Annotated in this window: 13 protein-coding genes and 2 riboswitches; all 13 genes read right to left on the reverse strand. The window is 67.6% G+C overall.

What is annotated here, in order from left to right; all coding sequences use genetic code 11:
• Window positions 1-80: 80 nt before the first annotated feature.
• Window positions 81-716, reverse strand: a complete 636-nt coding sequence (locus ACIPPQ_RS09515; protein ID WP_446543867.1) for a DUF938 domain-containing protein — start codon at window positions 714-716, stop codon at window positions 81-83.
• Window positions 713-1,162: an ABA4-like family protein gene (locus tag ACIPPQ_RS09520; protein ID WP_446543868.1), complete on the reverse strand. Its 450-nt coding sequence runs from the start codon at window positions 1,160-1,162 to the stop codon at window positions 713-715. The genes ACIPPQ_RS09515 and ACIPPQ_RS09520 overlap by 4 nt, the downstream gene beginning before the upstream one ends.
• Window positions 1,163-1,181: 19 nt before the next feature.
• Complete coding sequence (locus ACIPPQ_RS09525) at window positions 1,182-1,529, reverse strand: hypothetical protein (RefSeq protein WP_446543869.1); 348 nt, start codon at window positions 1,527-1,529, stop codon at window positions 1,182-1,184.
• Window positions 1,529-3,037: an aminomethyl-transferring glycine dehydrogenase subunit GcvPB gene (gene gcvPB, locus ACIPPQ_RS09530; protein ID WP_446543980.1), complete on the reverse strand. Its 1,509-nt coding sequence runs from the start codon at window positions 3,035-3,037 to the stop codon at window positions 1,529-1,531. Before gcvPB ends, ACIPPQ_RS09525 begins: the two co-directional genes overlap by 1 nt.
• Window positions 3,038-3,069: 32 nt before the next feature.
• Complete coding sequence (gene gcvPA, locus ACIPPQ_RS09535; RefSeq protein ID WP_446543870.1) at window positions 3,070-4,428, reverse strand: aminomethyl-transferring glycine dehydrogenase subunit GcvPA; 1,359 nt, start codon at window positions 4,426-4,428, stop codon at window positions 3,070-3,072.
• Between the two features lie 3 nt (window positions 4,429-4,431).
• Window positions 4,432-5,247 (reverse strand): glycosyltransferase, encoded by an 816-nt coding sequence (locus ACIPPQ_RS09540; RefSeq protein WP_446543871.1) that lies wholly within the window; start codon window positions 5,245-5,247, stop codon window positions 4,432-4,434.
• A 39-nt stretch (window positions 5,248-5,286) separates the two neighbouring features.
• On the reverse strand, window positions 5,287-5,658 hold the full coding sequence (gcvH, locus tag ACIPPQ_RS09545) for a glycine cleavage system protein GcvH (protein ID WP_446543872.1): 372 nt from the start codon (window positions 5,656-5,658) through the stop codon (window positions 5,287-5,289).
• A gap of 3 nt (window positions 5,659-5,661) precedes the next feature.
• Entirely contained in the window at window positions 5,662-6,798 is a 1,137-nt protein-coding gene (gcvT, locus tag ACIPPQ_RS09550) for a glycine cleavage system aminomethyltransferase GcvT (RefSeq protein WP_446543873.1), read from the reverse strand.
• Window positions 6,799-6,852: 54 nt separating this feature from the next.
• Window positions 6,853-6,960: riboswitch (glycine riboswitch) on the reverse strand.
• Window positions 6,961-7,062: riboswitch (glycine riboswitch) on the reverse strand. It lies immediately after the preceding riboswitch.
• A gap of 60 nt (window positions 7,063-7,122) precedes the next feature.
• Window positions 7,123-7,770 (reverse strand): NAD-dependent dehydratase, encoded by a 648-nt coding sequence (locus tag ACIPPQ_RS09555; RefSeq protein ID WP_446543874.1) that lies wholly within the window; start codon window positions 7,768-7,770, stop codon window positions 7,123-7,125.
• A complete protein-coding gene (locus ACIPPQ_RS09560; protein WP_446543875.1) occupies window positions 7,763-8,935 on the reverse strand; it encodes a deoxyguanosinetriphosphate triphosphohydrolase in 1,173 nt (390 codons plus the stop codon). Before ACIPPQ_RS09560 ends, ACIPPQ_RS09555 begins: the two co-directional genes overlap by 8 nt.
• A complete protein-coding gene (locus ACIPPQ_RS09565) occupies window positions 8,932-10,788 on the reverse strand; it encodes a tetratricopeptide repeat protein (protein WP_446543876.1) in 1,857 nt (618 codons plus the stop codon). Before ACIPPQ_RS09565 ends, ACIPPQ_RS09560 begins: the two co-directional genes overlap by 4 nt.
• 74 nt (window positions 10,789-10,862) lie before the next feature.
• The gene (gene ftsZ / locus ACIPPQ_RS09570; RefSeq protein WP_446543877.1) at window positions 10,863-12,320 is read right to left on the reverse strand and encodes a cell division protein FtsZ; all 1,458 of its coding nucleotides are present in this window, start codon (window positions 12,318-12,320) and stop codon (window positions 10,863-10,865) included.
• Window positions 12,321-12,472: 152 nt separating this feature from the next.
• Window positions 12,473-13,729: a cell division protein FtsA gene (gene ftsA, locus ACIPPQ_RS09575; RefSeq protein ID WP_327457459.1), complete on the reverse strand. Its 1,257-nt coding sequence runs from the start codon at window positions 13,727-13,729 to the stop codon at window positions 12,473-12,475.
• Window positions 13,730-13,732 lie beyond the last annotated feature (3 nt).

Genomic DNA, 13,732 nt, shown 5'->3' on the forward strand with positions numbered 1-13,732 from the left:
CGTCTTTTGCGCGCAATTGGGGGAAAGCTAGCGACTGTACCCGCGAGGTAAAGCGCCGATCGTCGATCCTGTCAGGGACGTCAGGTGCGGCGGAACAGCAGCATCAGGTTGTTCGCGGGCATCGCGCGGCGTTCGGCGAAGGCAAGACCCGCATCGACGGCGGCGGCTTTGACCATATCGGTGTCGCGCAACCCCCACGCCGGATCGCGCACGCGCAGGCTGGCGTCGAAGGCCAGGTTGCTTGTCGCCGTGGGCACATCGGGTTCGATGTACGGGCCATAGAGGATCAGCGGCGCGCCCGCGGCGAGCAGCCGCGCCGCGCCGTCGAACAGGCCCAGCGTCGCTTCCCAAGGGCTGATGTGCACCATGTTGATGCAGAGGACCGCATCGGCGCGGTCAATGGGCCATTCGGGTGCCGACGCATCGAGCGCGCGGGGCGGCGCGATATTCGCAAGACCGGCTTCGGCGCGATACGCCGCGATCGAGGTCAGGCCGGCCGGATCGGGATCGCTCGGTTGCCAGTCCAGATGCGGAAAGGCGGCGGCGAAGTGGACGACATGCTCGCCCGATCCGCTCGCGACCTCCAGCACCGTGCCGGTTTCGGGTAGCCAGTCGGCCAGCACCGCAGCGATCGCGTCGCGGTTGCGCAAGGTTGCGGGGGCGTGGCGCTTGTCGGCCGGATCGCCGTCGCCCGGCGTCCACGGCTGCGCCGTCACTTGCCCTTTGCCTGTGCCCGCGCGCGGCGTTCGCGCACGATCAGCCAGGCGAAGAGCCCGACCGGGCCGACCATCAGGGTCAGGAACAGGAAGGGAAACTGGACGATCCGGCTGAACCCCTTCTGATCGGCATCGCGCGCGATCCACATGCCGGTGAACAGGTCGAACGCCAGATAATGGATCCACCCCATCGTCGCCCCGCCGGGGCTGTCGAACAGCTTCATCACGCCCTTCAGCGTCGTGAAGTCGGCACCGCTCGCGCCGCCGGGGTCGATGCCGCCGGTCAAGAAACCGACGATCAGGATCGTATAGGCGAGGCAGAGCAGGAAGACGCCCGCGTAGAGGATCGCGGCGAGAGTTTTCGGGCCGCGCGGGAGGAAGGCGAGCGCGATCCAGCCCGCAAAGGCCCAGTAATTGGCCAACAGAAAGATCGTGTCCCAGCTCATCGCATGCTCCCCCGCCCCGTCAGATCAGTCCGCCGAGCCCGAACAGCACGACCCCGGCAAGCAGGGCAATGGCGCCGGTGACGGTGATCAGCAAGGTCATTCGCGCCGCCGACGCACGCTGCGAGACAAAGAAAGCGACCGCCAGCCCCAGCCCGATCGCGAACAGCGGCGCGTAGACGAACGCCCAGTCGTAGCTGAACTCGCGGCGGACCGCGATCATCTCCCATTGCTCGACGACCAGCCCATAGGCAGTGATCGCGATGAGCCAGCCGAGGATCGCGACGATCGCGAACAGCGCGCCGGCCGCGACGCACCCCGCGCCGGAGCGCGCTTCGGTGCGTTCGGGGCCGGGCGCCGGGTCTGCCATCACCCCTCCCAGGCGAGCACGGGCTTGCGCGCCGCGAGCGTCTCGTCGAGCCGCGCGCGCGGCGCGAAGTGCGGCGCTGTCTTGAGCGCCGGGTCGCCGTTCTTCGCGCGCAGCGCGATGCTGCGCAGCGCCCCGATGAACTGATCGAGCACCGCTTTCGATTCGGTCTCGGTCGGCTCGACGAGCATCGCGCCGTGGACGACGAGCGGGAAATAGACCGTCATCGGGTGATAGCCCTCGTCGATCAGCCCCTTGGCGATGTCGAGCGTCGAGAAGCCCTCGGCGAGGCCTTTGTCACTGAACAGCGCCTCGTGCATGCACGGGCCCGACACCGCGAAGGGCGCATCGAGCACGTCGGTCAGGCTGCGCAGCACATAGTTGGCGTTGAGCACCGCATCCTCGGCGACCTGTTTGAGGCCGTCGGCGCCGTGGCTGAGGATATAGGTCAGCGCGCGCGTGAACATGCCCATCTGGCCGTGGAAGGCGGTCATGCGGCCGAAGGTCTGCGGATGATCCTCCCCCGCATTTTCTTCCTCGATCAGGCGGAAACTGTCGCCCTGCTTCGTCACGAAGGGCAAGGGCGCGAAGGGGGTGAGCGCTTCGGACAGCACCACCGGACCCGAGCCGGGGCCGCCGCCGCCGTGCGGCGTCGAGAAGGTCTTGTGCAGGTTGATGTGCATCGCGTCGACGCCGAGGTCGCCGGGGCGCACGCGGCCGACGATCGCGTTGAAGTTGGCGCCGTCGCAATAGACGTAACCGCCCGCGGCGTGGACCGCGTCCGAGATCGCCTTCATGTCGCGCTCGAACAGGCCGCAGGTGTTGGGGTTGGTGATCATCACCCCCGCAACGTCGGGTCCGAGGCGCGCCTTCAGCGCTTCGAGGTTGACGCGGCCTTCCTCGGTCGCCGGAATATCCTCGACGGTGAAGCCCGCGAAGGCCGCGGTCGCGGGGTTGGTGCCGTGCGCGCTTTCGGGGACGAGGATCACGCGGCGGTCTTCGCCGCGCGCTTCGAGCGCCGCCTTGATGCACAGGATGCCGCAAAGCTCGCCATGCGCGCCCGCCTTGGGCGACATCGCGACGCTGTCCATACCGGTAAGCGTGATCAGCCATTCGGCGAGCTCGTGGATCACCGCATAGGCGCCCTGCACCGTTTCCTGCGGCTGGAGCGGGTGGACGTCGGCAAAGCCCGGCATCCGCGCGACCTTTTCGTTGAGGCGCGGGTTGTGCTTCATCGTGCAGCTGCCGAGCGGGAACAGGCCAAGGTCGATCGCGTAATTCTGGCGGCTGAGGCGCGTATAGTGGCGCACCGTTTCGGATTCGCTGAGTCCCGGCAGGCCGATCGGCGCGGTGCGCGCGAGCGCGCCGAGGTCGGCGGCAGGCGCGGCTTCGTCGAAGTCGACCCCCGTCGTCTCGCTGCCGCCAATCTCGAAGATCAACGGCTCTTCGAGCATCAGCGCGCGATTGCCGGTGAAGGTGACATTGTCGTCGGCGCCGCCGGCGACATTCATTTCGGGGCGCCAGCCGGCGCGGTTGAGCGCGGTCATGCCAGCACCTCCTTCAGGGCTGCGGCGAAGGCGGAAATATCCACCTCGGTCACGGTTTCGGTTACGGCGACGACAAGGCCGTTTTCGAGGCCTGTGTTGTCGGGATAGAGACGGCCGAGCGAGACGCCGCCGAGGATATCCTTCTCCGCAAGCTTGTGGATCACCGGCCGCGCCGCGGTCGGGAGCAGCAGCGTGAATTCATTGAAGAAGCTGTCGTTCAGCACCGACACGCCGGGGACCTTCGCCAGTTCTGCCGCTGCCGCCTTTGCGCGGCTGTGGTTGATCGCGGCGAGCTGGCGCAGGCCCGCTTCGCCGAGCAAAGTCATGTGGATACTGAAAGCCAGCGCGCAAAGACCTGAATTGGTGCAGATATTGCTCGTCGCCTTTTCGCGGCGGATATGCTGTTCGCGCGTCGAGAGCGTCAGAACGAAACCGCGCTTGCCGTTAGCGTCGACCGTCTCGCCGCAGAGGCGTCCGGGCATCTGGCGCACATATTTGGTCTTGCACGCGAAAAGGCCGACGTAAGGACCGCCGAACTGGAGCCCGACGCCGAGCGACTGCCCCTCGCCCACGACGATGTCGGCGCCCATTTCGCCGGGCGACTTGATGAGGCCGAGCGCGACGGGTTCGGTCACCACCGCGATCAGCAGCACCCCCGAGGCCTGACACGCTTCGGCGAGCTTCGTCATATCGTCGATGCGGCCGAGGATATCGGGATATTGGACGACGACGCAGCTCGTGTCCTTGTCGATGCTCTCGCCAAGCGCCGCCCAGTCGGTGCCGGGCTCGAGGCTGGGGTCGCCGTCGACGAGTATATCGCCGGTATATTTGGCCATCGTGCGCGCGACGCTGCGGTAATGCGGATGGAGGCCGGTCGACAGCAACGCCTTTGCCCGCTTGGTGATGCGGCGCGCCATGACGATCGCTTCCCAGCAGGCGGTCGAACCGTCGTACATCGACGCATTGGCGACGTCGGTGCCGAGCAGCCGCGCGACCTGGCTCTGGAATTCGAACAGCATCTGCAGCGTGCCCTGCGCGATTTCGGGCTGGTACGGTGTGTAGGCGGTCAGGAATTCGCCGCGCTGGATCAGATGATCGACGCTGGCGGGCACATGGTGGCGATAGGCGCCGGCGCCGAGGAAAAAGGGACCTTCGCCCGCCGCGCGGCTGCGGCGTGCGAGCGCGCCCATGTGGCGCTCGACCGCGAGTTCGCTCGCATGGTTCGGCAGGCCGGCGATCGGACCATCGAGGCGGGCCTCGGCGGGGACATCGACGAACAGGTCGTCGATCGACGATGCGCCGATGGTCGCGAGCATCGCGACGCGATCATCGGAAGTCAGGGGGAGATAACGCATGAACTACTCCGGAGAAGAAGCTGGATTTGAAGAAAAAAGCTGCGCGGTGTCGGCGAGTGTGCCCGAAAAGACGGTCGGCCCCGCATGGGTTGTCCGGACCCATGGGGCGAGCCAGATACGGAAGCCCGCATCGCGGGCCCGGCGGCAAAAGGCATAATCGTCCGAAAGCAGCGCCTGGCTTTCGGGTTCGATGAGCGGGCAGAAAAAAGCGGGTTCGAGCTCACCGACGCCATGCGCCTGCCGCTCGGCCGGATCGGGCCGGAAAACCAGCTCGGGCAAGGCGGCGTGCACGCCCTTGAGCACGTCGCGGCGGATCAGCATCATCGCCGTTCCGAGCCGCGACAGTTCGACGAGGTCGGTCATCTTGAAGCTTTGGTCGGGGTGCAGGAAATGCAGCGCGAATTCGCCCGCATAGCGCGCAAGATCGGCGGGATTATCCCTTGCAAGCCCCAGCTCGACGGCGCGCGCGACGTTCCGCCAATTGACCATTCGCCGCGGATAGGCGCCGCCGAGGATGCCGACTTCGGGATGCGCGTCCATCGCGCGCACCATCGAAAAGACGTCGTCGGGCGAGAAATCGATGTCCGCATCGACGAACAGCATGTGCGTGCAGTCGCTCGCGAGGAACATCGCGGCGAGCATGTTGCGCGCACGCGTGATCGACGGCTGGTAGAGGATGAATTCGAACCGCACCGCCACGCCCATCGCCTGCGCGCGCAGCGCAAGGTCGAGCGCCGCGCGGACATAGGTGCCCTGCGCGCCCTCATAGATGGGTGTCGCCACCATCAGGCGGCAATGGGTCAGCGCGGTATCGCTCATCTCATCCCTCCCCCTCCCGCCCGCGGGAGGGGCGATCGGTTACAGGGTGTCGCAGAAGACCTTGTACGCGGCAGCGTCCATCAGGCCGTCGAGCTGGCCCTTGTCGGCCAGCGTCATGCGGAAGAACCAGCCTTCGCCTTCGGGATCCGAATTGACGAGCGCGGGGTCTTCCTCGAGCTGGCCGTTGCCTTCGGTCACGGTGCCGTCGACGGGGGCGTAGACGTCGCTTGCCGCCTTCACCGATTCGACGACCGCGGCGTCGCCGCCCTTGCTGAGCTCGGCGCCGGTGTCGGGAACCTCGACGAACACGATGTCGCCAAGCTGGCCCTGCGCGAAGTCGGTGATGCCGACCGTCGCGACGTCGCCGTCGACGTCGATCCACTCATGCTCTTCGGTAAAATAACGCGGCATCAGTCAACCTCCTGTTTTACGAATATAATTATGCGGAACGAAGGGCATGGCGGCGACGGTGCAAGGCACGCGCTTGCCGCGCACTTCGGCAGCGACCGCGGTGCCGGGCGCCGACAGGCCCGTGGGGACATAACCCATCGCGATCGGCGCGCCGACGCTCGGCGCGAACCCGCCCGAGGTCACGACGCCAATCTCGTCCTCGCCGTCGAACAGCTTCGCGCCTTCGCGCACCGGCAATTTTCCATCGACGAGCAGCCCGACGCGCTTCTGCGGCGGGCCGTCTTCGAGATGGCCGAGGATGCGTGCGGCGCCCGGGAAATTCTCTTCCGCGCGGCGGCGTTTGCTGATCGCAAAGCCGAGGTCGGCTTCGGCGGGGTCGATCGCGGGGGTGAGGTCGTGGCCGTAGAGCGGCAGGCCCGCCTCGAGCCGTAGCGAATCGCGCGCGCCGAGCCCGATCGGCTTCACTTCCTCCATCGCGCAGAGCGCGTCGGCGAAGGCGGTCAGCGCTTCGTTGGGCAGCGAAATCTCGAACCCGTCCTCACCGGTGTAGCCCGAGCGGCTGAGCGCGATCGCATGCCCCTGCCAGGTCGCGCGGGCCGCCTGCATGAAGACGAGGGTCGCCGCCTCGGGCACCAGCCGCGTCAGCGCATCGACCGCCTTCGGCCCCTGCAGCGCGAGCAGGCCATAATCCTCGTTGTGATTGAGCGTGATGTTATCGGGCAGATTTTCGCGGAGGTGGCCGATATCTTCCCACTTCACCGCGCCGTTGACGACGATGCCGTACTGGTCGCCCTCGTTGGTGATCATCAGATCGTCGAGGATGCCGCCGTCTTCGCCCAGCAGCAGCGAATAGCGCATCCGGCCGGGCTTGAGCGCCGAGATGTCGCCGGGAACGAGCGTTTCGAGCGCCTCGGCGACATTGTCGCCCGAGAGCGCCAGCTGTCCCATATGGCTGACGTCGAACAGGCCGGCGTTTTCGCGGACCCACAGATGTTCGGCCATGATGCCTTCATACTGGATCGGCATCCAGTAGCCGGCGAATTCGACCATCCGGCCACCCTTCGCGCGGTGCCAGGCGTCGAGCGGCAGCGTCGCGGTCTCGATGGCCGCTTCGTCGCCTGTGAATTCCGTGTCGGTCATGCCAGTCTCCCGCGGTTGCACGGCATAGGCGCGACCCATCGCCGCGCCCTTCGCCATGCCCCCTCTGTCACGGGAACCTGAGAGTTTTCCTCCATCAAAAGACAGAGTTACCCCTTCGGTGGTTCCGGCGAAACGACCGGAACGCTTTCCAGAGTGTCCGTTCCAGCCTGCGCGGTCCGTTTGACCTGAGAGTTTCCGGGGCGGTTGCTCCTTCGGTGGTGAGGCGCCGGTTGCCCTGCCCTCACGCTCTCCCGCGCGGCCGGTCGAATCTCTTGTGAGAGGCCCGACAGACGCTGCGAGCCTTGGCGCTGCCCCTTTACGGAGTCAATCGGCCAGCGCGCGGATTGCGTCGTTTTCGTGGATATGCACGCCCGAACCGCCCTGCCGCGCGAGCGATACAATCGCTGCCGCGACCGTATCGCCCGAAATCGAGCGGTAGCGGCGAAACGATCCGTGGAGCAGCGCGTCGGTCAGCGGTGCCGCGATCGTCGCCAATCCCTCGCCCAACCGCTGCGGGCCCGGCCGGTCACCGCGCAGCAGGCCGGGGCGGATCAGGTCGAGCCGGTCGAAGCCGAGCGCGCGCAGGTCGTCTTCGGTCTCGCCCTTGGTACGAAGGTAGAAATTGGAGCTTTTTGCAGCAGCGCCGACCGAGCTGACCGAAATCATGTGCGGCGTGCTGCCCGCCCTTGCCCCGCGTGCCGCCGCGAGGACGAGATCATGATCGACGGCGCGAAAGGCGGCCTGCGATCCCGCCTGCCGGATCGTCGTGCCGAGGCAGGCGATGAGGACCGCGGGCCCTTCGGCGGCGATGATATCGCCCCAGCCGTCCGAGGGCGCGACCAGTTGCTTGTGATGCGCCGCCAGCCCCTCGATTTCGCGGCGCGCAAGCACGGTGACGGGATGGGAACCGAAATGGTCGATCACCGCGCGCCCGACGAGCCCCGTCGCGCCGACGATCAGCACGTCAGGCATGCGCCAGCGCGTCGGGCACCGCGTCGCGCCCGAAGATATCCGCATAGCGGTCGATGGCGAAGCGGTCGGTCATGCCGGCGATATAATCACCGATATGGCGCACTGTCGCGCAATTTTCCTGCGGCAGGCGCGCGGACCAGTCCGCGCCCATCAGGCGCGGATCGTCGGCGTAGGCCGCGAACAGCCGCCCGACGACCTGATTCGCCCCTTCGGCGGCGGCGACCTGTTCGGGGTGATGGTAAAGATTGGCGTACATGAAGCGCTTGAGCTCGCGCTCTTCCGCCGCGAGGCCCGCCGAAAAGCCGCCAAGCGCACGGCCGGCCGCCCGGACCCCCTCGACGCTCGCCACACCGGCATCGGCGACATGGGCCGTGGTCGCGGCGATCACGTCGTTGACCATCACGCCGATCTGGTCGCGGACCAGTTCGCGCAGCAGCCGGTCGCGCGGCGCCCCCGGAAAGCGTCCCTCGACCGCGCGATAATTGGCGGCAACGAAGGGCTGTTCCATCAACTGGTCGAGGTCGAGCAGACCCGCGCGCAGCCCGTCGTCGATATCGTGATTATCATAGGCGATATCGTCGGCGACCGCCGCGATCTGCGCCTCGAGGCTGGCATGGCTGCCGAGGTCGAGCGAAAAATCGCCGTCGATTTCGGCAAGCGCCCAGCCGGGGTTCGTCACCGGCCCGTTGTGCTTGGCGAGCCCCTCCAGCGTTTCCCAGGTCAGGTTGAGCCCGTCGAAGCGCGGATAGGGACATTCGAGCCGCGCCAATGTGCGCAGCGTATGGCCATTATGGTCGAAACCGCCATGCGCCGCCATCGCCGCCTTCAGCGCATCCTCGCCCGCATGGCCGAAAGGCGGGTGCCCGATGTCGTGCGCAAGGCACAACGCCTCGGTGAGGTCCTCGTTGAGCCCGAGCGCGCGCGCGATGCCGCGGCCGATCTGCGCAACCTCGATGCTGTGGGTCAGGCGGACGCGATAATGGTCGCCGTCGGGCGCGACGAACACCTGCGTCTTGTGGCGCAGGCGACGAAAGGCGATCGAATGGATGATGCGGTCGCGGTCGCGCTGGAAATCGTCGCGCGGCCCGCGTACGACACGGCCGGGCTCGTCATAACGCCGCCCGCGGCTGCGCCCGGGATCGCTGGCACAGTCAGCAACGCTCACTTGACCGGATCGACGGACTGGCCCGCCTCGCTGTTGAAGAGGAAGCCGTCGCCGCCCGCCTTCTTGTAGTCGGCAAGCCAGTCCTGCGCGGCCTTGCGATCCTTGAACGGGCCGACGAGGAGGCGGCGGGTCTTGCCCCATTCGGTTGTCGCGCCCGCCTTGCCCTTGAAGATGGCGGGGCTTTTCTTTGCGAACTTGCCGAAGTCGGTCGCGAGCGCTTTCGCATTGGCGCCGGTCGCGACCTGTACCCAGAGGCGCGCGGGATTGGCCTTTTTCTCGGCAGCTTCTTCCTTCGCCTTGGCGTCGGCTTCGGCCTTGAGCTTCGCCGCCGCGGCGTCCTTCTCGCGCTTCGCGGCCTCGGCTGCCTCGGCCTTGCGCTTGTCGTCGAGCAGTTTCGCCAGCGTGTCGGCACCGATCGCATTGTCGGGCCGCGCCAGTTCCTCGGCGGGGATTTCGATCGACCCCACGATGTCGGCAAGCGATGCAAGCGGGGCCGCGGCGACGGCAGCCGGCGCAGCAGCGGCTGCTACGCTTTCAGGCGGCGGAGCGGACGGAGCGGGCGCGATCGCGACGGGTGACGGCGCGGGGGCCGGGACAGCGGCGGACGAGCGGCCCATGTCGGCGATCGAAAAGCCCGGACCGACCGGGCCCTTGCTCGCGTCGACGGCAGCGCCGATCGGTTCGGGGGTCGCTTGGGTCGCAGTAACGGGCGCCGGAGTGGGAGCTGGCGTGCCGGGCTGCGGCGAAGCCGGCGGAGGCGAAACCGCCGTGCGAATCGTCTGCCGGAATGGTGACTGGAGCACCGGCGGGCCTGCGGCTGCGGTGCTCGGCGGTGGCGGCGTCGCCGCTGATGGTGCGGGTGTGCTCGCGGCAGCAACCGGCGGGCGCGTCACCGGCGCCGGATCGGGTTTGCGCGTCGCGGGTGCGGGTGTGGGTGCAGGCGTCGCCCAAGTGATCACTTGCCGCTTGCCGCTGGTGGCCGGGCGCTTCCCCGTCGCGGCGGGCGGCGGTGGCGGCGGCACGGCGGCGGCGACCTGCACCGGCTTGCGTTTGGGGCCGAGCTGTCCGTTCGGGAAGCGACCAAAATGCGCGGCGGCCGCCTGTTGCGCCGGATTGAGCCGGTCCATCTGGGTCAGATAGGGCAGGATATTCTGCGCCATCGCGGGCGGCATCGTCGCATTGACGATCTCGGTCGCCTCCCCGTCGCGCCCGTTCATCGCGAGGATCATCGCACGCAGCCGCCATGCGCTGCGATCCTGTGCGCGCAGCTGCGGCGTCAGCATCGCGATCGCGCGGTCGGCGTCGCCGCTGATCCCGAGCGACAGCGCGTAACGGCGTGTCAGTTCGTCGTTGGGGGAAATCGACAAGGCGAGCTGGTAGTCGCGCTGCGCCGCATCCTGCTGGCCGAGCAGGTCGCGCGCGAGGCCGCGGTCGGCGAGGAACAGTCGCTCGGAGGCGCCGAGCAATTGCGCTTCGCCGAAATAGTCGAGCGCGCGCGTCGGGTTTTCCATGTGGACCATCGCCGATCCCAGCGCGGCCTTGACCGCGCCGTCGCGCGGGTTCGCCTGTTCGGCGCGAACGAGGAAACCCACCGCGGCGCGATAATCCTCCAGGTCGATCGACGCGCGGCCGGCATCGAGCAGCGCGGAGGTGTCGCTGTTGTTCGACGCGATCCGCGCGAGCGACGACGACAGCAAGGTGCGCGCCGCCGTCCGCTTTTGCATCGCGGCCTTCGTCGCCGCGTCGGGCGGCGTCGCCTGCATCGCCTGTACGGGCGCCAGTCCGGTGCCCGAGAGCAACAGCGCGCCGAGCGCGCAGGCCATATATCGCGCGCGCGCCGGCTTCGCCGTCATTTTCACTTGCCGCATGGGCAAATCATCCCGATTCCCGGCCTGCCGTGCCCGGCGGGCGGCCGCCCGATACCCTGTTACTGGTTGTTCTGACGCCCGAGGAAGCGCGGGATATCGACCCCGTCTTCCTTGCCGCCGTCATCGCTTTCGGGCGCCGATGCGCCCCGCGACAGCCGCGACATGCGTTCGAACAGGGTGCCGCCGCCAACCGACCGCGCGGGCGATTCGTCCGCCGGTGCAGGTTCCGCAGCGGGAGCCGAGCGATAATCGGCAACCGGTGCTTCGGGCGCACCGAGCACGAGTTCGTCGGCCGTATCGTCATAGGTCGCGGCGACCTGCGACAATTCCATCGGCTCTTCTTCGGCAACCGGAGCCTCGGGCTCGGGCGTATCGCCGAGCGAGAAGCCGGGAGCCGGATCATGGCTTTCGGGTGCCGGAGCTGCGACGAAAGGCTCTTCTTCGGCCACGGGTGCGACAACCTCTTCGGCCACCGGCGCGGGCGCTGCCGCACGCGCGGGGGCGAAGGAGAAGCTGCGCGCCGCGGGCGATGCCGGTGTTGCCGCTTCGCCGCTGCCGTCGATGCCGGTGGCGACCACCGACACGCGGATCTTGCCGTCGAGATTGTCGTTGAAGGCGCTGCCCCAGATGATGTTGGCGTCGGGATCGACCAGCTCGCGAATATGGTTCGCGGCTTCGTCGACTTCCATCAGGCGCATGTCCTCGCCGCCGGTGATCGAGATGATGACGCCCTTCGCGCCCGCCATCGACACGCCGTCGAGCAGCGGATTGGCGATGGCTTTCTGCGCGGCTTCGAGCGCACGGCCGTCGCCTTCGGCTTCGCCGGTGCCCATCATCGCCTTGCCCATTTCGCGCATCACGCTGCGCACGTCGGCAAAGTCGAGGTTGATGAGGCCGGGCATGACCATCAGGTCCGTGATGCCGCGCACGCCCTGCTGGAGCACTTCGTCGGCCATCGTGAACGCTTCCTTGAAGGTCGTGTTCGGGTTGGCGACGAGGAAGAGATTCTGGTTCGGGATGACGATCAGCGTGTCGACATGGTCCTGAAGCTCGGCGATGCCGGCTTCGGCCGAACGCATCCGGCGGTTGCCTTCGAAGGTGAAGGGCTTGGTCACGACGCCGACGGTCAGGATGCCGCGGTCGCGCGCCGCCTTGGCGATGACCGGCGCCGCGCCGGTGCCGGTGCCGCCGCCCATGCCGGCCGCGACGAAGCACATATGCGCGCCGTTCAGCGCCTCTTCGACCTGCGCGATGCTTTCCTCGGCGGCCGCGCGGCCGACCTCGGGCCGCGAACCTGCGCCCAGCCCCTGGGTGATCTGCGTCCCCAGCTGGATGCGCCGTTCGGCCGGCGAAGCGTTCAGCGCCTGTGCGTCGGTGTTGGCGACGACGAAATCGACGCCCTCGACGCGTGCCGCGATCATGTTTGCGATGGCATTGCCGCCCGCGCCGCCGACGCCGATCACCGCGATGCGCGGCTTCAGCTCATCGACCTGCGGCGGGCCAATATTGATGCTCATCAAATAGTCTCCCTGCAGCGGCGGACAGGTGCCGCTTCCCCAACCTTGCGACCCGACCGGGCGGTAGTCCGTCCGCCCGGTTTTCTGCATCCGCATTGCACTATTGTGACGTGGGAATCACCCAAAAAATTAACCTTTTCGTCGCGTGTCATTCAAAAACTGCTTTTCAGTGCGGCCATCAACCGATGGAGGATCGAGGTACCGGCCGGCTTGTACACATCCTGCGCCATCATCGGCAGATCGCGAAGATCGACCGGGTCCGACGCGGCATAGAGAACCAGACCCGCGAGCGTCGCGAAAGCGGGGCCGCTATGCGCATCGGGCAAGCCGTGCAAGCCGCGCGGTCGCCCGACGCGCGCGGCGCGGCCGAGCGCGACCTGCGTGTAATCGGCGATCCCTTTCAGGTCGGCACCGCCGCCGACGAGCACGACCTGGCGCCCGATCGGGCCGACGAAATGCAGGTCCTTCAGCGTCCGGCCAATCTCCCCCATCATCGCGTCGAGCCGCTGGCGGATCACCGACACGAGCTGCGCGCGGGTGATGCGCGGGGAATCGCCATTCGTCGGCGCGCCGGGTTCGAGCTCGATGATCTCGTTATTGTCGCGCGGGCTGGCCGATGCCGAACCGTAGAAGCTCTGGAGCCGCTGCGCCTGGCTGCGGCGGATGCCGAAGGCCGACGCGATATCGTCGGTGATATCGCTGGCGCCGAAGGGCAGCGATGCCATCTCGACGAGCATACCACCGGCATAGAGCGAGACAGTGGTGACCGCTGCGCCGAGTTCGACGAGCGCGACGCCGAGATCGCGTTCCTCGTCCGACAGGCAGGCCAGCCCCGCCGCGATCGGCGAGGCGACGACCGCGTTGACGTCGAGATGCGCCTGCCGCACCGCGGCCTCGAGGTTTCGCACCGGCGCGCCGTCGGCCATGATGATGTGGATATCGACGCCGAGCCGGTCGGCGTGGAGCCCGATGGGGTTCTTCACCCCGTTAAGTCCGTCGAGCGTGTAGAGCGCGGGCTGCGCGTGGAGGATCATGCGGCCTTCGGGATCGATGCCGGCGCGGCCCGCGGCGAGCAGGTCGTCGACATCCTCCTTTTCGATCCGGTGCCCGCCGAGCTCGCTTTCGATCGGCGCGACGTCGCTGATCAGACCGCCCGCCGAAAAGGCGACCCACACGTCGTCGATATTGAGGCCCGCGATCCGCTCGGCCTGCTCGATCGCCTCGCGCACGATATGCTCGGTCTGCTCCATGTCGGCGACATAGCCGCGCTGGACGCCGCGGCTTTCGCGCTGGCCCGTGCCGAGCACATGGAGCTGGCCGTCGGCGGTCTGCCCGGCAATCAGCGCGCACACCTTCCACGACCCGACATCGAGCGCGGTAATGATCTTTTCGATGCGCGGCGGCGCCATGGC

The sequence above is a fragment of the Sphingopyxis sp. LARHCG72 genome (assembly GCF_052871675.1).